At 56.6% G+C, this 18581-nt stretch carries 19 protein-coding genes; 5 read left to right on the top strand and 14 right to left on the bottom strand.

The annotated features are described in order from the left end of the window. The first annotated feature begins 56 nt into the window (after window positions 1-56). Complete coding sequence (gene bamJ / locus L881_RS0110080; protein WP_025733575.1) at window positions 57-803, top strand: BamJ family beta-barrel-assembly machinery protein; 747 nt, start codon at window positions 57-59, stop codon at window positions 801-803. Window positions 804-1179: 376 nt separating this feature from the next. Here the strand turns inward: bamJ and L881_RS0110075 are convergent, their stop codons facing one another. From L881_RS0110075 to thiS, 4 genes are all read right to left on the bottom strand, one after another. Then, window positions 1180-1704 carry a hypothetical protein gene (locus L881_RS0110075; protein WP_025733574.1) on the bottom strand — a complete coding sequence of 175 codons (525 nt, stop codon included), beginning with the start codon at window positions 1702-1704 and terminating at the stop codon, window positions 1180-1182. A gap of 81 nt (window positions 1705-1785) precedes the next feature. Continuing rightward, entirely contained in the window at window positions 1786-2526 is a 741-nt protein-coding gene (trmB, locus tag L881_RS0110070; RefSeq protein ID WP_025733573.1) for a tRNA (guanosine(46)-N7)-methyltransferase TrmB, read from the bottom strand. Beyond that, entirely contained in the window at window positions 2523-3335 is an 813-nt protein-coding gene (locus L881_RS0110065) for a thiazole synthase (RefSeq protein WP_025733572.1), read from the bottom strand. The genes trmB and L881_RS0110065 overlap by 4 nt, the downstream gene beginning before the upstream one ends. Before the next feature lie 56 nt (window positions 3336-3391). Then, window positions 3392-3589 (bottom strand): sulfur carrier protein ThiS, encoded by a 198-nt coding sequence (gene thiS, locus L881_RS0110060; RefSeq protein WP_025733571.1) that lies wholly within the window; start codon window positions 3587-3589, stop codon window positions 3392-3394. A gap of 1 nt (window position 3590) precedes the next feature. Here thiS and L881_RS13180 point away from each other — a divergent pair, with 1 nt between their 5' ends. From L881_RS13180 to L881_RS0110045, 3 genes are all read left to right on the top strand, one after another. After that, the gene (locus L881_RS13180; RefSeq protein WP_245587966.1) at window positions 3591-4091 is read left to right on the top strand and encodes a DUF423 domain-containing protein; all 501 of its coding nucleotides are present in this window, start codon (window positions 3591-3593) and stop codon (window positions 4089-4091) included. After that, window positions 4075-4599 carry a hypothetical protein gene (locus tag L881_RS0110050; RefSeq protein WP_025733569.1) on the top strand — a complete coding sequence of 175 codons (525 nt, stop codon included), beginning with the start codon at window positions 4075-4077 and terminating at the stop codon, window positions 4597-4599. Before L881_RS13180 ends, L881_RS0110050 begins: the two co-directional genes overlap by 17 nt. Window positions 4600-4670: 71 nt before the next feature. Then, window positions 4671-5768 (top strand): pyridoxal phosphate-dependent aminotransferase, encoded by a 1098-nt coding sequence (locus tag L881_RS0110045; protein WP_025733568.1) that lies wholly within the window; start codon window positions 4671-4673, stop codon window positions 5766-5768. Window positions 5769-5881: 113 nt separating this feature from the next. On the opposite strand, the gene L881_RS0110040 is transcribed toward L881_RS0110045, so the two are convergent. From L881_RS0110040 to L881_RS0110025, 4 genes are all read right to left on the bottom strand, one after another. Continuing rightward, the gene (locus L881_RS0110040; RefSeq protein ID WP_051464866.1) at window positions 5882-6649 is read right to left on the bottom strand and encodes a murein L,D-transpeptidase catalytic domain family protein; all 768 of its coding nucleotides are present in this window, start codon (window positions 6647-6649) and stop codon (window positions 5882-5884) included. Between the two features lie 75 nt (window positions 6650-6724). Next, complete coding sequence (locus L881_RS0110035; protein ID WP_025733566.1) at window positions 6725-8236, bottom strand: YifB family Mg chelatase-like AAA ATPase; 1512 nt, start codon at window positions 8234-8236, stop codon at window positions 6725-6727. A gap of 83 nt (window positions 8237-8319) precedes the next feature. Next, a complete protein-coding gene (locus tag L881_RS0110030; RefSeq protein WP_025733565.1) occupies window positions 8320-10365 on the bottom strand; it encodes an OPT family oligopeptide transporter in 2046 nt (681 codons plus the stop codon). Window positions 10366-10661: 296 nt separating this feature from the next. Continuing rightward, complete coding sequence (locus L881_RS0110025) at window positions 10662-10958, bottom strand: accessory factor UbiK family protein (protein WP_025733564.1); 297 nt, start codon at window positions 10956-10958, stop codon at window positions 10662-10664. 694 nt (window positions 10959-11652) lie between these two features. Here L881_RS0110025 and glnK point away from each other — a divergent pair. Next, entirely contained in the window at window positions 11653-11991 is a 339-nt protein-coding gene (gene glnK / locus L881_RS0110020) for a P-II family nitrogen regulator (RefSeq protein WP_025733563.1), read from the top strand. A gap of 84 nt (window positions 11992-12075) precedes the next feature. On the opposite strand, the gene L881_RS0110015 is transcribed toward glnK, so the two are convergent. The 6 genes from L881_RS0110015 to hemE all read right to left on the bottom strand — a co-directional run bounded on the left by L881_RS0110015 (window position 12076) and on the right by hemE (window position 18506). Then, entirely contained in the window at window positions 12076-12852 is a 777-nt protein-coding gene (locus tag L881_RS0110015; RefSeq protein ID WP_025733562.1) for a ferredoxin--NADP reductase, read from the bottom strand. A 65-nt stretch (window positions 12853-12917) separates the two neighbouring features. Beyond that, on the bottom strand, window positions 12918-13730 hold the full coding sequence (locus tag L881_RS0110010; RefSeq protein WP_025733561.1) for an ABC transporter ATP-binding protein: 813 nt from the start codon (window positions 13728-13730) through the stop codon (window positions 12918-12920). Between the two features lie 93 nt (window positions 13731-13823). Continuing rightward, window positions 13824-14888, bottom strand: a complete 1065-nt coding sequence (locus L881_RS0110005) for a FecCD family ABC transporter permease (RefSeq protein ID WP_025733560.1) — start codon at window positions 14886-14888, stop codon at window positions 13824-13826. A gap of 23 nt (window positions 14889-14911) precedes the next feature. After that, window positions 14912-15925, bottom strand: a complete 1014-nt coding sequence (locus L881_RS0110000; protein ID WP_051464865.1) for a FecCD family ABC transporter permease — start codon at window positions 15923-15925, stop codon at window positions 14912-14914. Window positions 15926-15941: 16 nt separating this feature from the next. Beyond that, window positions 15942-16907: an ABC transporter substrate-binding protein gene (locus tag L881_RS0109995; RefSeq protein ID WP_025733558.1), complete on the bottom strand. Its 966-nt coding sequence runs from the start codon at window positions 16905-16907 to the stop codon at window positions 15942-15944. A gap of 534 nt (window positions 16908-17441) precedes the next feature. Further along, window positions 17442-18506: a uroporphyrinogen decarboxylase gene (gene hemE, locus L881_RS0109990; RefSeq protein WP_025733557.1), complete on the bottom strand. Its 1065-nt coding sequence runs from the start codon at window positions 18504-18506 to the stop codon at window positions 17442-17444. Between the last annotated feature and the right edge of the window lie 75 nt (window positions 18507-18581).

Genomic DNA, 18581 nt, shown 5'->3' with positions numbered 1-18581 from the left:
CGCTTCGGATATTGCGCGGCGGCCTCATGAGGCCGTTCTTCCCCCAAGGAGTTTTCATGAACAAGCTAGTGAGCGCCGCTACAGTAGGCGCTGTGGTACTTGCCCTGACAGGCTGCTCGAATTCATCGGATGATAACGGCAGCAACGACCAGGCGCCTCAAACCGATGAGCAGAAAGTAGCCTACAGCATCGGCATGAATGTTGCTCAGAGCCTCAAGCAGATTGATCCTGAACTGGAAATCAGCTCTTTCAAGCAGGCGCTCGACGATGTGTATTCTGACCGTGATCCCAAGCTGTCTCAGGAAGATGCTCAGAAAGTGCTGATGAACTTCCAGCAGCAGATGCTCGAAAAGCAGAAAAACGAGCAAGAGCAGCAGCAAAATGAGCAGAAGCAGGAAGGTCAGGACAACGCCAGGGCGGGTGAGGCATTCCTTAAGGACAACGCCACCAAGGATGGCGTTAAAACCACCGCTTCTGGCCTGCAGTACAAAGTGCTGAAAAGCGGCGAAGGCGGTCAGCACCCTGAAGCCAACGATACCGTTCGCGTGAACTACGAAGGCAAACAGCTCGACGGCAAGGTATTCGACAGCTCTTACGAAAAGGGCAAGCCCGTCACCTTCAAGGTAAAGGAAGTAATTCCCGGCTGGCAGGAAGCGCTTAAACTCATGCAGCCCGGCGATGAGTGGGAAGTCTATATCCCCGCCAAACTCGCTTACGGCCCGGGTGGTGTTGGCCCCATCGGCCCCAACGCCACTCTGATCTTCAAGGTGAATCTGATGGATATCAATCCGTCTGACGACTAACGCCCTGGCGCGTCATGTCAAAAATGAAGCCGGCGCATGGAGCGTCGGCTTTTTTGTTGGCACAAGATCATCAGCGAGAAAAGTTATTCACATGGTAATTGACAGAATAACCACAACTCCCTGTGGATAAATTAGTGGACATTTTTATGGCCCGCCATATTTCACGAATAGCCATGAGCCGAAAAATCAACTGGTGATTTATACAGCTTATGGAAAAATAAAATAATTTTAACGCTAACTTATTGAAATTACTTTGTTTTATTTTATGCCGACACTGGATTGGACAGGGATGACGAAGCCGCCAATCTTATTCACACCCTAAAAAAATCATCCATGTCAACTGTGGACATTCATGCTTATCGCTACCGTTCGGGGGTTAATCTGACTGAACGAGACGCCCTTCTACACATGGAAGCGCCATGTCGCTCCAGGTACCCATTGTACGCACCGGTGTCGTGACAATGAGTTCGATGCGCCAATCGCTGCGGGAGCGGGAGCAGGACTCGGTACGCATATCAAGACGCAGCGGAGATTCCCCTTGAGTAGAGACCACTTCCCGACGCCGCGCCCCTCGGTCATCGAGATTGGTGGCGCGAAGAACCATACGGGAAGGATTCATGCCGGAAGTGCTCGGGTACGCCACGAGCGTGCCGTTGTTCATCCTTTCAAGACGCATGCCGATGGAGGCACTAACGCCTGTACGTGCTGAACAGGTGCCAGCGAGCGGCGAGCAGAACAGCGATAGCGAATACCAGACAGGCTTGCTGCTGGGGTTTTCACCCAGGTAGTAGTTACCCAGATAAATGCAGGACGCCACAATCGTCACCAGCGTTACCCCAATCAGCCAGTTCAGCAGGGGGGGCCGCGCATCTACTTCAGCATCACCAGGTAGCTCCGGCATTTTCATCTCCTTGATAACGCCCGCTTGAGCGCGACAATGCCCAACGGGCCATCAATCCGGCGAGAGGATTGCCCCGCTCGCCTACCGACGCCGGTACATCAAATCCCACACGCCATGCCCCAGCCGCTCACCACGTGCTTCAAACTTGGTCAGCGGTCTACTCTCGGGGCGCGCTACATAGCTGCCTGAAGATGCGGTGTTTTCAAACAGCGCCTGCTGCTGCTCCATCACCTCCACCATATACTCGGCGTAGGCTTCCCAATCGGTCGCCATATGCAGCTTGCCACCCTGCTCGATCACCCGTGCCACGCGCTGGACAAATTCAGCCTGCACAATGCGGCGCTTGTGATGCTTCTTTTTCGGCCAGGGGTCGGGGAAGAACAGTTGCAGGAGCGACACTGAATTTTCCGGAAGAGAGTCATCAAGCACCTTGATCGCATCCTCACGGAAAACACGCACGTTGGTCAGCCCAGCCTTATCGAGCTCATCCAGCAATTTGCCAACACCGGGCGGATGCACTTCGATGCCGATGAAATCGACTTCCGGCTGGCTGCGCGCCTGCTCCAGAAGCGAGCCGCCCATGCCGAAGCCAATTTCGACCACTCGCCGCGCCTTGCGCCCGAACACGTCATCAAGATCGAGGCGGCCTTGATCGAGCGTAAGCCCCAGACGCGGGAAGACTTCTTCCAGACCACGGGACTGCGCCTGCGTCATGCGACCAGCGCGCAGCACATAGCTGCGCACCGCGCGATGATGGGAAGTATCACTATTGTTTGCCGTGCTGGCGCTCACTGGGGAGGTATCGTCGCTGCTACTGGTCACGCTTGAATTCGTCCTTCGTTGGGGGAGGAGGCTTCGCCTTGCAGTTTGCGCGGCATACGGCCAGCCAAAAATGCTTCACGCCCGGCTTCGATAGCCTTACGCATGGCCTGCGCCATCAATACCGGCTGACGGGCGTGGGCAATGGCTGAGTTCATCAGCACGCCAGCACAGCCCATCTCCATGGCAAGCGCGGCATCAGAAGCGGTACCGATACCGGCATCTACCAGCACCGGCACCCTGGCATTTTCGACAATCAGGCCAAGGTTATAAGGGTTAAGAATGCCGTGCCCTGAGCCAATCAGAGAGCCCAGCGGCATCACTGCGCAAGCGCCCATCGACTCAAGCTCGGCCGCAACGATGGGGTCATCGCTGGTGTACACCATGACATCGAAGCCGTCGTCGATCAGTTCGCGGGCAGACTTGAGTGTTTCGACCACATTGGGATAGAGGGTGCTTTCATCCCCCAGTACTTCCAGCTTGACCAGCGAGTGCCCGTCGAGCAGTTCACGCGCCAGCTGACACGTGCGTACGGCATCGCGGGCGTTGTAGCAACCCGCCGTATTCGGCAGCAGCGTATAGCGATCGGGGCTGACAACATCCAGCAGGTTGGGCGCATCCGCGTCCTGGCCGATATTGGCACGCCGTACTGCAAAGGTAACAATCTCGGCACCGCTAGCCTGAATGGCCGCACCGGTTTCGGCAAAATCCTTGTACTTGCCGGTACCGACCAGCAGCCGCGACTGAAAGGTACGACCGGCGATCTGCAACGATTGATCCACTGAGGCCGCGGGGGCTTGAACTGAAGTCATGAACATCTCCTGAAGAGGAAAAATACGCGCACTGCATTAACACTGGCGAGATACGCCTAGCCACCGCCTATCGCATGCACAATCTCGATACGATCAAACTCTTCAAGTGCTGTTTCAGCATGGCGAGAGCGCGGCACGATCTGTTCGTTACGCTCGACGGCAATACGCTTTCCGGTAAGCTGTAGCGAGGCGACCAGCTCCGCAACTGTCGTCACGTTGAACTCTTGCGCTTCGCCATTCAAATAGAGCTGCATGATGAGTGTCCTGCCAATGCACGGAGCATTCGGCTCCATCGTCGAAAACCGCTATGATACCGCTATATTGACCATGATTCGATCCTCGCCAAGGCGAGAGCAGCTAACCGAGGTTGACGTGTCCGCTACCTTTCATCAACGCTTATGGGTGGTTTGCGCCATCAGCGGCGCACTCACTATCGCGCTGGGCGCTTTCGGTGCCCACTCGCTTAGCCAGTACCTGTCGCCTGCAATGCTCAATGCGTTTCATACCGGCGTTACCTACCAAATGTGGCATACCATCGCGCTCATGGCGCTTTTGGGCGGCTGGCGAGCGGCACTGCCCCGCGTCACGCTCTGCTGCTGGATAGGCGGTACTGTACTTTTTTCAGGCTCGCTTTATGCGCTGGCGCTCTCGGGAGTGCGCCCTATCGCCTTCCTTACTCCAGTGGGCGGCACATTACTCATCATCGGCTGGGTAGCGCTGGCCGTTAGCGGGTGGCGTCATGCGTCACGCCGTTAGCTATCTAGTAGCCATGACTGTGGCAGCGGGCCTGCTATCGGGATGTGGAAGCAGCCAGATCAGCCCCCAGCAGAAGCAGAAAAACGCGGTGACACGCCTTGGTAAGGATGCTGCCGAGTTCCTGGTGAAAGAGGCCCGCTGGGATGACCAAACCTCACAGCAGGTGATTCTGATCAGCCAGCCCGCTGTCTACAGCGAAGAGGACAACCAGGATGCGCTACACGTTACCCCTCGCGAGCTGCGCGACGCGCTCACCAGGGGGCTGCTAAGTCTCAAGCATCCGCCACGGGTTGTCACCTGGGCACCTTCTTCGACCAGCGAGCTACCTGCTTCTCTCTGGGTACTGGATGCGCGCTTGCTCAATAGTACACCGCTGCCCTTGAGTGATCGAACGCTCTACCCTTACCGTCTTGAACTGCGTATCGGCCACAACGACAAGCGCCCTCTCTCGATGGTGACTCAGGGAGCGTTTGACGGCACCTCAGTGCCAAGAGTCGAGCGCCCTTGAACGTTTGCCCAGCGATGCTGCACCGAACGACTCGCCAACCACTGACTTTTTGACGCATTTTGGAGGCTCGAATGCGCACTATTGCTGCTCATCTTTACCGCAAGGGGCCACATAACCCTTTTCCTGGCCTCGCCGCAGCGAAAAGAAAAACAGGCCAAAAGCTGCACCACCAGTTGGGTTCAAACGAAGGGCTGGATATGGCCCATCATGCACTAAAGGCTCAGTTTGGCGATCAGGTAGCAGCACTCTCTCGTCGCTACGCCGATGCAGAGTGCCATGAATTGCGTCGCCTGCTGGCAGCCCATCTCGATATCGACCAGGGTGAAATTGTCGTTGATGCCGGCGCTGACAGCCTGCTTGCACTCTCACTGCGCACCCTCTGCGAGCCAGGCACCACGGTGGTGTGCAGCGCAGGAACCTACCCCACCTTCAGCTACTTTGCACAAGGCAACGGCTGCCGTCTGGTCGAGCCGCGCTATCTCGATACCGATGAGATGCTGGCACCCGACCTTGCAGCGCTGAGCGAGGCGGCGCACCTTCATCACGCGCGTCTGGTCTATCTCGCCAACCCCGACAATCCCAGCGGGTATAGCTATTCCCACGCGGACATCATCAAGTTGCGCGATAGCCTTCCTGAGCAGTGTTCGTTACTGCTTGATGAAGCCTATTATGAGTTCAGCGATGAAGAAGAGAGCCGCCCACTGGAGGGCGTTATACGGCTGCGCACCTTCTCGAAAGCCTATGGAATGGCGGGCTTGCGGGTAGGATACGCCATTGCAGAAAAAAGCCTGATCGACGTGATGCTAAAAGTGCGCATTCACTACGCAGTGGCTTCTGTTTCGCTGGCAGCCGCCGAATTCATGCTGACACAACAGCAGGAAGTGCAAGCCCATATAGATCAGGTTGTAGAGCAGCGTGAAAGGCTCGCCCAGCTATTAACGTCAAAAGGATTGACCGTTTTCCCCAGTGCCACCAATTTCGTGGCGGTCAGGCTGGAAAACACCGCACAGGCGGCTGAAGCGCAGCGAAGGCTGCTGGAGCAGGACGTTATCGTGCACCGCCCGCCCCATCCTTCGCTTGGGCACATTCTGCGCATTACTGCTGTCGCCGATGCTCTAGCGCCAGGCAGGCTGGATGCGCTCTTCGACGTTATCGACACTCACCGCTAATTCAAGCGCACTACCCTGCTTCATATTCAAACACCCCAAGGACAGAACGACAGAACAGTCGTCATCCTCGGGGTGTTTGCCAATAAAGCGCTACTCTCGCTACCGATCCAGCGTTAACGCAAACTGGCCAGACTTTTCGCGGGATTGACATTACCCAAATGGGCCACTGCACACTGCGCCAATGACGACTGAGTAAGCCAGCGCTTATCAGGGTAATAGGCAAACAGGAACTGACCATCCTTCATCACATTGATGATGGGCCGGCTTTTATCCTTGGGCAGTGCGGGGCACCCCCAACTACGGCCAAGACGCCCCAACTGCTTGCCAATATCCTTGTTTACGTAGGTAGCGCCGTGCATCACGATGGCGCGATCCATGGCTGCGTCGTTGAAGCCTTTATCAAGCCCCGCCATGCGCAGGGAATAACCGTTGGCTCCCTGATAGGTGTGCTGCGTGAGATAGAGGCCAATACTGGAGGCGTGAGTGTCATTCACGTTCGAAAAGTGCGTAGGAACATCACCGCCCGACCCTGAACCGTGGGCAACCAGCTCATGAAACAGCAGCCGCCGACGAGGAAGATCGAACACCCACAAACGCGGCGTCCGGGAAGACATACTGTAATCAATGATACCAAGACGGGTAGCGTCCTCCCCCTGACCGCTGGCCTGAGCGCAACGCATTGCGGCCAGCCCCATCGCAATCACTTCTGGATCAGCGCCGGGCGCCATGCGGGCAAGCTCACTGGCCGTAACGCGCGGGGAGGCGCTGGCACCAGGACTTTCCTGAAAACTTTGAAAAGGTGGATAAACGGTGGCACTAACACTCGGCAGCGACGCCAACAGGGCAACCAGAGAAACAGCTATAACAAGTGGTGTTTTCATAAACCGGCGATAAATAAAAGAAAAATGGGTAACCGTAAATAAAGAAATGAGGCATTACTGCCCTTCATGCCAGCGCTAACGCGCTTCTCCGCGCAGCATTCGATCAAGCTGACGATATCCGACTGCTTCCATTAAATGGTGCCGCGTTAAGGTAGAGCTTTGTTCCAAATCCGCAATTGATAGCGCAACCCGCAAGACACGGTGATAGCTGCGTGCCGAATAGCCTAACCGATCAAGCGCATGAGCAAACCAGCTACGCTCAGCTTCAGGCAAGTTACACACCGCCTCCAGTTGCGGCACCGGAAGCCTTGCATTCAACGCACCCCGCTGCGTCTGAGATTCCCGCGCTCTTGCCACTCTTTCTCTTACCTGCTGAGAAGACTCACCGCAGCTCTGGTGCGCCAGCTCTTCAGTGGAGACCGCATTGACCTCTACCTGTAAATCAATGCGATCCAGCAATGGGCCGGAAATGCGCGACCGATAGCGCTGAATTTGGGCAACACTACAGCGACATTGGCGACGCGCATCGCCCAGATAACCACACGGGCAGGGGTTCATCGCTGCCACTAGCTGGAAGGCCGCCGGAAACACTGCCTGACGCCCAACGCGAGAAATCGACACACTGCCTGTTTCAAGCGGCTCACGCAGCCCCTCCAGCGCACGGCGATCAAATTCTGGCAGCTCATCAAGGAACAGTACGCCGTGATGAGCCAGTGTTATCTCGCCAGGCACCGGTGGGTTGCCACCACCAATCAAGGCACCGGGGCTGGCACCATGGTGCGGCAGGCGAAAAGGCCGGCGCCCCCAATCCCCGAGGGGAGAATGACCACTGCGCGAACGAATGACCGCCACCGCAAGCCGCTGCTCCCACCCAAGCGGAGGCAAAAGCCCAGGCAAACGCTCAGCCAGCATGCTTTTGCCTGTGCCGGGCGGCCCTACCAGCAACAGGTTATGACCACCAGCAGCTGCGATTTCCAGCGCGCGACGTGCCTGGTACTGTCCTCTGACATCAGCGAGGTCAGGTAATTCATTGTTATGTTCTACAGGCTGAATATGACCAACGCATTCAAGGCGTCGTTCATTTCTTAAATGCGCCACCACATCCCGCAAATGAGTGGCGGCGTACACTTTCAGCCCATCGACCAGCGCCGCTTCACCTGCATCTCCTGCCGCCACGATGAGCGCAGCCCCTACATCACGCACAGCCAGCGCCACCGGCAATATGGCCCCGACCGAGCGCAGGGAACCATCAAGCGCCAGCTCACCGACACATTCGATACCTTCCAGCGAAGAAGCGTCAATTTGGCCGGAAGCCACCATGATCGCCAACGCAATGGGCAGGTCGAAGCGCCCGCCCTCCTTGGGCAAATCTGCCGGTGCCAGATTGAGCGTGGTGCGGCGGGTAGGGTAATCAGCGCCCGCATTGAGTAATGCGCTGCGCACACGCTCGCGACTCTCGCGTACGCCGGTTTCCGGCATTCCTACAATGGCGAGGCCCGGTAAGCCACTGGAAATATGAACTTCTACCTGCACCGGCAAGGCATCCAGCCCCACCAGTGCGCGGCTGCGTACTACCGAAAACGACATGACTGCCCTCCAGCATAATGGCCAAGTGGCAGTCATATCGGCAATACGAGCGCGCCATTTACGCGCTTTTTGTCATTTTCGCATTAGCTGGGGCGACGCTGCTTCACCAGATAGCGGTAGAACCACACACAGAAAGCGATGAATGCGGCAAGCGAGAGCCATTGGGCAACATCCGCAAAGCCATTGCCGGCCAGTGCCAGCGGGGTATCGCTGCCGGTGGCGCCTATCAGCGCCGCGATGAAGATACCAATCAGGCTCTCCCCGACAATCAGTCCCGAGGCCAGCAGTACACCCCGACGCTTGGGACGATCCAGCTCTGCTTCCAGCGTATTGCCGCTCTGCTGGGCACGACGGGCGAAATAGCGGTTAACGAACCAGCATACGACAGCCCCGAAAATCAGCGCCGAGTTAACACTGGAAGGCAGGTAGATCCCCATGCCCACGGCGATAACCGGCATACTAAGCGTGCGAGTGGTGCGACGCAGCAGGGTATCAATCACGATAAGCACAATGCCAACTCCCACACCGGAGAGCATCATCGTCCAATCCAGTTCGTGCTTGAAGACTCCCTGAGCAATCGCGGTCATCAGCGTGGCCTGAGGTGCACCCAGCGCCTGCCCCTCATCCATGCCCGGTCGCGGCAGCGCGCCTGCAAAACCGTAAGCGTGGTACAAAAGCTCCAGCACCGGCGGAATGATGAGCGCCCCTACGACACAGCCAATAATCAATGCCACCTGCTGTTTGTAGGGAGTTGCGCCTACCATTAGCCCTGCTTTCAAATCCTGAAGGTTGTCATTGGAGATAGCAGCCATCGCAATCACCACCGAGGTGGTAAAGAGCGTCAGCGCAATTGCCAACTGACCACCATTGCTTGTCAGCCCACCTACGATGCTTTCAAGACCGAGAATCAGCAGCGCTACCAGCACAACCGCAATAATGCCGATGCCAGAAATAGGGCTACTGGAAGAGCCGATCAAACCTGCCATATAGCCGCACGCTGCCGCTACCAAAAAGCCAAAGATAAAGGAGAACAGCGAGCAGCCGATAATCGCTGCCCACAGCGCAGTGGCGGAGAGCATCGGGGCCGCGGCATGAAGGAACTGATAGAACACCACCAGAAGAGCCACCAGCATCAGGACGCTGAGCAACATCTGGATACTGATCGGAATATCGCGGTCGCGGCGATCCTTTTCAGCCGCAAAACGACCCGCTTCACGCAGGGAAGTAACTACCCCCTGCACCATCGGCTTCAATAGCGTAATCAGTGTCCATACCGCAGCGATGCCGATCACCCCAGCACCCAAAAAGCGCACCTGAGATGACCATACGTTCATCCCGATATCGCTCAAGGCAACGCCGGTGGGATGGTCAGCCCACAGCATGCCCAGCGGCACAAACACGCCCCAGCACAGCGCAATACCAATGAAGAGCGCCACACCTGCACTGACGCCCATGAGATAACCCGCACCCACCATCGCCAACGAAAAGCCAGGCTGAATCAGGAAGGCACTTCTGCCCGCATTCAACCAGATCGACGCAGAATCAGCGAGCACCCTGAAACCAGTGGTACACAGCGCAAACAAGCCAGACACCAGACTGCCGATCAGCAGCTCGCGCCCCCCAGGGGCCGCCCGCCCATCCTCAACCACTTTGGGCCGCTCAATGGGCGTTTCTGCATAATCCTCACCCGGGCTACCAACACGCAGGATTTCTGCTGCAGCCACACCTTCGGGATAGGGCAAAGTACTGTGCACCACCATGACCCGACGCAACGGAATGGTAAACAGCACCCCGAGAATGCCGCCAATCGCGCAGATAGAGGAAGTCTGCCAAAACGGAAAACCGCTCCAGTAGCCCATCATCAGCAAGCCGGGCAGAATAAAAATAACCGCGGAAAGGGTACCGGCAGCGGATGCCTGGGTTTGCACCATATTGTTTTCAAGAATGCTTGAACTCTTGAAACAACGTAGAACGGCCATCGAGATAACAGCCGCAGGAATTGAGGATGCAAAGGTCAACCCGACCTTGAGCCCCAGATAAATATTGGCCGCCGTGAACAGCAGCGTAATGATAGCGCCAAGGATAACTCCCCTAAGCGTCAATTCTACAGGTGAGGATGAGGAAGACATTCAAGCTCCACAGCTACACGCCCCTTCAAAGCGAGGCTTTTTATAGGATTACATTAACCAACTAGAGCGTTTGTCGCATTGAGACAGGTGCCACCGAGGCGCAAGACTCACTCCCCAGGCGACACGCCAAGCAAGCGGAAGGTGTAGTGGTGCTCCGCACGAGCGGCAACACCGATAGCTGCTGCCCATTCCAGCGGCATACTGACCCGCTACCGGCAGAGGATGCCATCGCAGAATGCGGGAAGCCACGCAGACAACAGCCTTTTAGAGCGTACATCAGTACGCACTACTTTCCATTAGTCGTTCGGCTGGTCACTTGAACCGGCTTCAGTGCTCACAGAAGACTTGTCGGCAGCCAGCTGGGATTCCAGCTCGGCAAGACGCGCTTCAAGCGCTTCTACACGAGAACGGGTGCGCGTTAGCACATCCATCATGATGTCAAAGTCTTCGCGCGACACCAGATCGAGCCGATCAAAGGCACTTCTCATGGCACCCTGCACGGTACGCTGAAGCTCTTCCGGGCCTTGGGAAACGCTGGAAAGCTTGTCGCCAACATTTTGAGCGATGCGACCGAAAATATCGTTGTTGGACATAGTGTCCTACTCCTTGCCTGAAACGCGAAAGAGCGCTGAATAACGCTCCTGCTGGTGCGAAGCACCAATAGACACACATCTTCCACACTATTGAGCGGAAATTCCAGTGCCAATCACGCAATATAAACAGCCAGCATGCGCCACAAGCGTCAGCAAAATGCCGGCCGCCGAAGATGATGACCAAAAATGGTGCAATGAAACGCGAGAAACTGCCTGAACGCACCATTTTGATTCATCAAAATACAAGGCCCATTTAACAGAGTGCCTGCACTTGCCTGCCGGCCTCAGGGAAAATTGGCAACTGCATGATTTTTATAGCCAATAGGCCAAAATGGCACAATGTCTGCCGTTAATTTTTTAAAACGCAGAATTAACGTCAGACACGTAGTGTCACGGTAGCGTATCTTTCGACATTTGAGGGCGCTGCACGTGCTTTCAGAAGGCGACTGGTCAGAGGGAGGTCGCCCCCCCTTCCTCTCTATCAGTCGATGGAGGCGCGCTGAGACAAGGCAACATGAGAGGTTCCGCCGGGGATCTCCCTACATATCAATGCATTGCCCATTTCGTCACCAGCGACCAGGGTGAAAAGGCACCGAATTGATTTATGCTAAAGGTACCTCGACGATGGCCGCATATTATGGCGTCATACCCCTGACAACGCGACCGACAACTGCATAACCAAGGAAAACTGACAATGAAACTGGTATCCGCCATCATCAAACCGTTCAAGCTGGACGATGTGCGCGAGGCGCTCTCCGAAATTGGCATTCAGGGCATCACCGTGACTGAAGTCAAAGGATTCGGACGCCAGAAGGGACACACCGAGCTGTACCGAGGTGCCGAATACGTTGTCGACTTTCTGCCTAAAGTGAAGCTTGAAGCAGCGGTTGACGATGCTATGGTCGATCAGGTGATCGAAGCCATTACCTCAGTCGCCAACACCGGCAAGATTGGCGATGGCAAGATTTTTGTGGCTCCGCTCGAACAGGTTATTCGTATCCGTACCGGCGAAACCGGCCCAGACGCGGTGTAAAAGACAGCTTCCGTCCCCATTGCGAGACTCTACCAGAGCTGCAATGGGGAGCCAGGAGCGACAGAGTAGTACAGAGCAGCCGACCTACTTTTCAACGAAGGCGCGTTCAATCACGTAATCGCCCGCTTCTCCCATGCGCGGCGAGACCTTGAACCCCAGTTCGTCGAGTACCTGCGACGTTTCCTCAAGCATCGCCGGGCCACCGCAAATCATGGCACGATCGTGAGCGGGGTCCATCTGGGGCAAGCCGATATCCTGAGCCAGTTTTCCGCTTCTGATATGGTCAGTCAGGCGCCCCTGCGTATCGAACTCATCCCGCGTGACCGTGGGGTAGTAAATCAGCTTCTCGCGCACGTCATCAGCCAGGTATTCGTGCTGCGGCAATTCACTGGCAATAAACTCACGGTAGGCCAGCTCGCTCGTCCAGCGCACGCCGTGTACCAGCACAATACGATCGAACCGCTCATAGACTTCAGGGTCCTGAATCAGACTGATGAAGGGGGCCAGCCCGGTTCCGGTCGATAGCAGATAGAGATGACGCCCTTCGCGCAGATCGTCGAGCACCAGCGTACCCGTGGGCTTACGACTCACCAGCACCGTGTCGCCAACCTGAAGATGCTGCAAACGCGATGTCAGCGGACCATCCGGCACCTTGATCGAGAAAAATTCCAGCTCGTCGGCGTAGTTGGGGCTGGCGATGGAATACGCTCTCACCAGCGGGCGGCCTTCCACTTCCAGCCCGATCATCACGAATTGACCATTCTTGAAGCGCAATCCACGCTCTCTTGTACACGTAAAGCTGAATAACGTGTCATTCCAGTGCTTGACGGTCAGCACTTCTTCGCTTGAAAACTTACTCACTTGAGAACCTCTTGAGCCATTCGATGAATAACAGAGTCCGATGGCACATGATGATAGTGCCAGCCTCAGGCGCGCTGGATTTGTGTCAGTACCGGACTATTGGAAAGCGGGTCGGTAATCAGTTCGCACTCAATGTTGTATAACGTTCGCACCAGCTCTCGCGTCACCACGTCGGAAGGCGCACCCTCCGCCACAATAACGCCATCCTTCATGGCGATCAGATGATCTGCATAGCGGCACGCGCTGACAAGATCATGCACCACCATGGCGATGGTTTTGCCCCCTTCTACCGAGAGCCAGCGGATCAGTTCGAACACTTCGATCTGATGGCCCAAATCCAGCGCGGAAGTAGGCTCATCGAGCAGTAGCAACGGTGTCGCCTGGGCAATGGTCATAGCCAGCCAGGCGCGCTGACGCTGACCGCCCGACATCGACTCCAGCGGCCGGTCAGCCAACGCCTCAAGATCAGCAGCCCGCAGCGCCGCTTCAAGAATGTGCTGATCTTCACGCGACCATTGCTGAAACCAGCTTTGGTGTGGCTGGCGGCCAAACTGTACCAGTTCGGACACCGTCAGCCCTTCCGGCGCGGTCGCCTGCTGCGGCAGCAGCGCAAGCAGTGTTGCGACTTCGCGCGGGGCCATTGAGAACACGGAGCGCTGATTCAGGCGCACTTCACCGGAGCGCGGCGGAAGCAGTCGCGCCAGCGCTGATAGCAGTGTTGATTTACCGCAACCGTTCGGCCCCACAATAGCGGTGACCTTGCCTTCCGGCAGCGTTACGCTGAGTCCATTGATAACCGTGCGATTGCCATACCCCAGCACCACATCATGCGCGCTCAACTGCGCCGAGCGATGCGCTGTATGTAAAAGTTCTTCCATACCTTAACCTGACGCAGCGTGTGCGTACTGAACTCGAATGAGTGCACCGACCACATAATGGCGTCGATGCTCGCTGATAGAAGCTATAACGGCTTAAAGCGTGGTGGAAATACGTCCGCGCAGCAGCAGCCAAATCAAAAACGGGCTTCCCAGCAGCGATGTCACAATGCCGACCGGAATCTCCACCGGAGAAAACAGCGTGCGTCCCAGCAGATCGGCAAGCATCATTAATACCGCCCCGGCAATGGCCGAATTCACTACTGGCATGGTGCGTTTGCTGGAGAGCCAGCGTGCGCACTCAGGCCCCGCCAGCGCAATCATGCCAACCGGCCCCGCCAATGCGACCGCCAGCGCTGCGCATACGACCGCCAGCACCAGGGCCAGCACGCGCAACCGAGCGGGGCGCAGCCCCCAGCCCTGGGCCACCGCCTCAGCGAAGCGCAGCCCCGAAAGCTGGCGTGCATAGCACAGGGCAGCGGGAAGACATACCAGCAACCCTATCCACATCATCCATTGGGCACCACTGCCAGTGCTATTAAGCGAACCCACCGTCCAGGCAAAGGCAGCATTGGCCTCGTCGATGCTGCTTCGCGCCAGCATCAGATTGGTGAGCGCACCAAACAGCGCGCCCACGCCCACTCCGACAATGATAAAGCGGTAGCCGCGCGTTCCTACTCCGCCTGCCAGCGCAAACGTAAGCGCCGTGGCTGTCACTGCACCGACCAGCGCCCATAGCGGCGGAGCCAGTCCCATGGGCAGGGCCACGATAGAGGCAACAGCAAAGCCTGTAGCACCATTATTGATACCAATGATATCGGGCATCGCCAAGCGGTTGCGGGTAAGGGTTTGCAGCAAACAGCCAGCCAACCCAAACCCTGCACCACTGGCCAACGCAGCGCCAATACGTTCAAGACGCAGCTGATGGATCAGATAGACATTGATCGGATCGCCCTTCCCCAGCAGCGCTGCGATCACCTGAGCCGGTGAAAGCATGATGGTGCCGATACCCAGCGATAGAATCACTGCCAGGATCAGCACGCAGCTCAATAGTGCACACCCTTTTAGCGAGCGTTTGGGGAAGGTGACACTGAGCGTTCGCCAGCGCCACACAAGGGTATCGCGGGGAGCACTTGGCGCGGGCGTCTCATTCGCTGTCATGGGGCGGTTCATTTGCTCTTCCTTTAGCCTTTACCGAGTGAAGTACGCCGTAGCCGCACTACCGCCACCAGGATGGGAGCACCCAGAAATGCCGTGACGACGCCAAGTGGCAGCTCTGAAGGGGGTACTACCACGCGGGCGATCACATCGGACAGCAAAATAACAGCAGGGCCAAGCAGCGCGCACAGCGGCAGAGAACGCCGGATATCAGGCCCTGCCATACCGCGGGCCAGCGTCGGCACGATAAGCCCCAGGAAGGCAATCGGGCCGGCCAGGGCAACAGCAACGCCTGACAGCAGCGCCACCGCGATCAGCGTCAGCCAGCGCGTTAACTGCGGGCGCTGGCCTAGCGAACTGGCGACGCTCTCCCCCAGCGCCAGCGTTGCCAGCGGCTTGCAGATAGCGATGGTCAGCGCCAGCCCCAGCAACAACGGTATCAGGACACTTTCAAGCTGATCAAAACCACGCCCAGCAAGAGCGCCTATCGTCCAGAAGCGGATTTCATCCGCAGTGCGCTGATCAATCAGCAAGATCAGCGACACCAGCGATACCAGCAACCCTTTAAGCGCTGCCCCTGCCAGCACCAGACGCACCGGATCATCGCCGACACCCTTCATTCGTGCGGCTGCCAAGACCAGTGCACAGCCTCCCAGCGCTCCCACTACCGCCACCCATACCTGGATAGCCACCAAATCGGCACCCATCAAAAGCGCGAGCGCCACAGCAGCGGTAGCAGAAGCACTGATGCCCAACAGATCCGGTTCAGCCAATGGATTACGCGTCACGGTTTGCAGCAGATTACCGGCAATTCCCAACAGCGCCCCCACCACAATACCGACGCAGGTACGCGGAAACCTTAGCTCCGATACCACGAACCAGGCCTGCGGATCGTCACTGCCAAACAGCGCCCTGGCAGCTCGCACAGCGGAAACATCACCGGCACCCAATACAAGGCTGGCGCTCAGAGCAATTCCAAGCGCCAGTATCGACAACACGAAACCGCGCACAAATCGTGCGCGGGGAGTCACTGCATTCATGAATACAACAGCCTATCTACTGGTGAGCGGCCTTCATTTTCTGCTCTAGTTGATCCAGCACCTTGTTCGCCGCAATAGGGCCTGCGGCACTGGTCCACAGCGAACCATCTACCGTAATTACGCGCTTGTTCTGCGCCACCTTCAAGCGCTGGAATGCTGGCTGTTTTTCTGCAGCGGCCAAAGCCTCTTCGCCCTCGCCATTCAGCGTTGCCAATAATAGCCAGTCGCCATCAATCTGATCGAGGTTTTCAAGGCTCAGCACGTCCGAATGGGGCCGTTTGGTCAGCTTCCGGGAAATATCCGGCGCAATAAAGCCGAGGCGACGCAACAGATCATCCGCAAACACACGTTCAGACATCACGATAGGGCCTTGCGGATTCCAGCGTGCCAGCGCCAAATGCTGATCCCGATCGGGGTTGATCTCCTTGCCGATCTGATCAATACGCTCATCGAGCCTGGCGTATACATCATTGATCTCCTGCTCTTTGCCCAGCGCCTGAGCGAACAGCCGGCTCTCATTCTGCCAATAATTCTCGGGGAACGGATTCTCTCGGTCATGCTTGGGCACGATGGTCGGCGCAATTTGACTGAGGCGCTGATATACCGCATCGGGAGTGAAGGGACTCGCCAGAATCAGGTCAGGGCGCTCGCTCAACACCTTCTCGAAATTGATATCACGGGGACCACCGACAATATCAATGCCCTGCGCCTGATCCTTGATGTAGTCAGCCACGCTTGAGCCACCGCGCGTATACACGGCCCCCAACGGCTTAACGCCTACTGCAATAGAGGTATCGAGAGCCGCTTCGTACAACGTTACAACACGCTTCGGATGCTCGGGTACAGTGATATCGCCATGAGCGGTTGCCACACTGCGCTGCGATTGCGCCTGGCTCACATTCACTACGCTGACCATCAGTGCGACACTTGCCGCCAACATCAGAAGAGCACGAGCAGCACACGCGCGGATAGAAACCGGCATCTTGACTTCCCCCTAAGCAGAGACGCGCTAAAGACACGCCACAGGTGAGCGCCACGCGCTCCACCCAAGCATTTTTACATTCTGCAACTAGACCACAAATGAGATGGAATATCAATTGCAACACCGTTGCTGCACATTTCTTTTTCAGAATTCAGGAAATAATTAATTTCAAACTTAAGCGAAAAAAGTGAGTGAATTATTCTGAACATCTCGCCCATTAAATGTAGACAAGTCAATATCTATTTAATTACCTGATAATAATGGGAAACATATAACTGGAGAATAAGCGAGACAGCCAAACTCAACAAACAGGACAGCCGCCCCAACAATACGCTAATGCCCCACCAGCTCCATGGCGGTGCTACAGCCATAGGAATGAGTCTTCCAGACCATCATAGGCATAAAAACAAGGCTGGGAGGAATGTATTTGTATACACTCAAACCCCAGCCCACTTAACCACTCGGTTTGGTTTTCAATCGACTATTGAGCACATTAGCTCAGACAGTACCAAACTTCTCAATACCTCCCCCGCCTCATCCCAAATGATATCGAGGGCTTAATTCATGAAGCGCGTTAAGCATGACGTTTACGTTATCTACCGGCGTGTATTGGGAGATGCCGTGGCCCAGATTGAAAATATGCCCCTCGCCCTCACCAAAAGATTCGAGGGTGCGTGCGACTTCCTGACGGATAGTCTCTGCCGAGCCAAACAGCACGTTCGGGTCCAGGTTGCCCTGTAGTGCGACGCGATCACCAATGCGGGCGCGGGCATTGCCAAGCTCTATGCCCCAATCGAGTCCTACGGCATCACAGCCGCTGTCGGCAATGCTTTCGAGCCACTGACCGCCCTGTTTGGTAAACAGAATAACGGGCACCTGGCGTCCTTCGTGCTCTCGAATCAGGCCGCTCACGATGCGCTGCATATAAGCGAGCGAAAACGCGGAATACGCAGGAGTTGTCAGCACTCCGCCCCAGGTATCGAAGATTTGCACTGCCTGCGCGCCCGCCAGAATCTGCGCGTTCAGATATTCAGTGACCGCATCAGCCAGCAGCGCCAGCAGGGCATGCAGCGCTTCGGGGTCGGAGTACATCAGCGCCTTGATATGGCGGAAGTCCTTGCTTGGGCCGCCTTCAACCATATAAGTCGCCAGCGTCCATGGGCTGCCGGAAAACCCGATCAGGGGGACGCTACCGTTAAGTTCACGGCGAATCACGCTAACGGCATTCGTGACATAGCCCAGGTCGTGCTTCACGTCAGGCTTTTTAAGCGCCGCAATCGCATCGCTATCCCGCACGGGATGCGAGAAGTGCGGCCCCTCGCCCGGCACGAAGTGCAGACCAAGGCCCATAGCATCGGGGATGGTAAGAATATCGGAAAAAAGGATCGCCGCATCCAGTTCGTAGCGACGCAGCGGTTGCAGCGTCACCTCGCAGGCGAGCTGTGCGTTGCGACATAGCGACATGAAATCCCCGGCCTGCGCGCGCGTTTCCCGATATTCAGGCAAGTATCGCCCAGCCTGGCGCATCATCCAGACGGGAGTGCGATCAACGGTTTGCCGAGTGAGTGCGCGTAGAAAACGGTCGTTTTTCAAGGTCATCGGAAATTCTCATGCGGATGGCAATGTGCGCTTCACCGGGAAGCGCAAGCGATAGGCAATGAGGAGTATTCTAGC

Origin of the sequence: Carnimonas nigrificans ATCC BAA-78 (assembly GCF_000526695.1) — a bacterium.
Classification (GTDB): Bacteria; Pseudomonadota; Gammaproteobacteria; order Pseudomonadales; family Halomonadaceae; genus Carnimonas; species Carnimonas nigrificans.
The sequence above is the reverse complement of the archived record's forward strand: the minus strand, read 5'-3'. Positions and strand labels throughout refer to the sequence as shown.

Excerpts from the sequence above, each read along its gene's own strand:
- bamJ (WP_025733575.1), top strand. The coding sequence starts at position 57 with ATGAACAAGCTAGTGAGCGCCGCTACAGTAGGCGCTGTGGTACTTGCC.
- L881_RS0110075 (WP_025733574.1), bottom strand. The coding sequence starts at position 1,704 with ATGCCGGAGCTACCTGGTGATGCTGAAGTAGATGCGCGGCCCCCCCTG.
- L881_RS0110065 (WP_025733572.1), bottom strand. The coding sequence starts at position 3,335 with ATGACTTCAGTTCAAGCCCCCGCGGCCTCAGTGGATCAATCGTTGCAG.
- thiS (WP_025733571.1), bottom strand. The coding sequence starts at position 3,589 with ATGCAGCTCTATTTGAATGGCGAAGCGCAAGAGTTCAACGTGACGACA.
- L881_RS13180 (WP_245587966.1), top strand. The coding sequence starts at position 3,591 with ATGAGTGTCCTGCCAATGCACGGAGCATTCGGCTCCATCGTCGAAAAC.
- L881_RS0110050 (WP_025733569.1), top strand. The coding sequence starts at position 4,075 with ATGCGTCACGCCGTTAGCTATCTAGTAGCCATGACTGTGGCAGCGGGC.
- L881_RS0110045 (WP_025733568.1), top strand. The coding sequence starts at position 4,671 with ATGCGCACTATTGCTGCTCATCTTTACCGCAAGGGGCCACATAACCCT.
- L881_RS0110040 (WP_051464866.1), bottom strand. The coding sequence starts at position 6,649 with ATGAAAACACCACTTGTTATAGCTGTTTCTCTGGTTGCCCTGTTGGCG.
- L881_RS0110035 (WP_025733566.1), bottom strand. The coding sequence starts at position 8,236 with ATGTCGTTTTCGGTAGTACGCAGCCGCGCACTGGTGGGGCTGGATGCC.
- L881_RS0110030 (WP_025733565.1), bottom strand. The coding sequence starts at position 10,365 with ATGTCTTCCTCATCCTCACCTGTAGAATTGACGCTTAGGGGAGTTATC.
- L881_RS0110025 (WP_025733564.1), bottom strand. The coding sequence starts at position 10,958 with ATGTCCAACAACGATATTTTCGGTCGCATCGCTCAAAATGTTGGCGAC.
- glnK (WP_025733563.1), top strand. The coding sequence starts at position 11,653 with ATGAAACTGGTATCCGCCATCATCAAACCGTTCAAGCTGGACGATGTG.
- L881_RS0110010 (WP_025733561.1), bottom strand. The coding sequence starts at position 13,730 with ATGGAAGAACTTTTACATACAGCGCATCGCTCGGCGCAGTTGAGCGCG.
- L881_RS0110005 (WP_025733560.1), bottom strand. The coding sequence starts at position 14,888 with ATGACAGCGAATGAGACGCCCGCGCCAAGTGCTCCCCGCGATACCCTT.
- L881_RS0110000 (WP_051464865.1), bottom strand. The coding sequence starts at position 15,925 with ATGAATGCAGTGACTCCCCGCGCACGATTTGTGCGCGGTTTCGTGTTG.
- L881_RS0109995 (WP_025733558.1), bottom strand. The coding sequence starts at position 16,907 with ATGCCGGTTTCTATCCGCGCGTGTGCTGCTCGTGCTCTTCTGATGTTG.
- hemE (WP_025733557.1), bottom strand. The coding sequence starts at position 18,506 with ATGACCTTGAAAAACGACCGTTTTCTACGCGCACTCACTCGGCAAACC.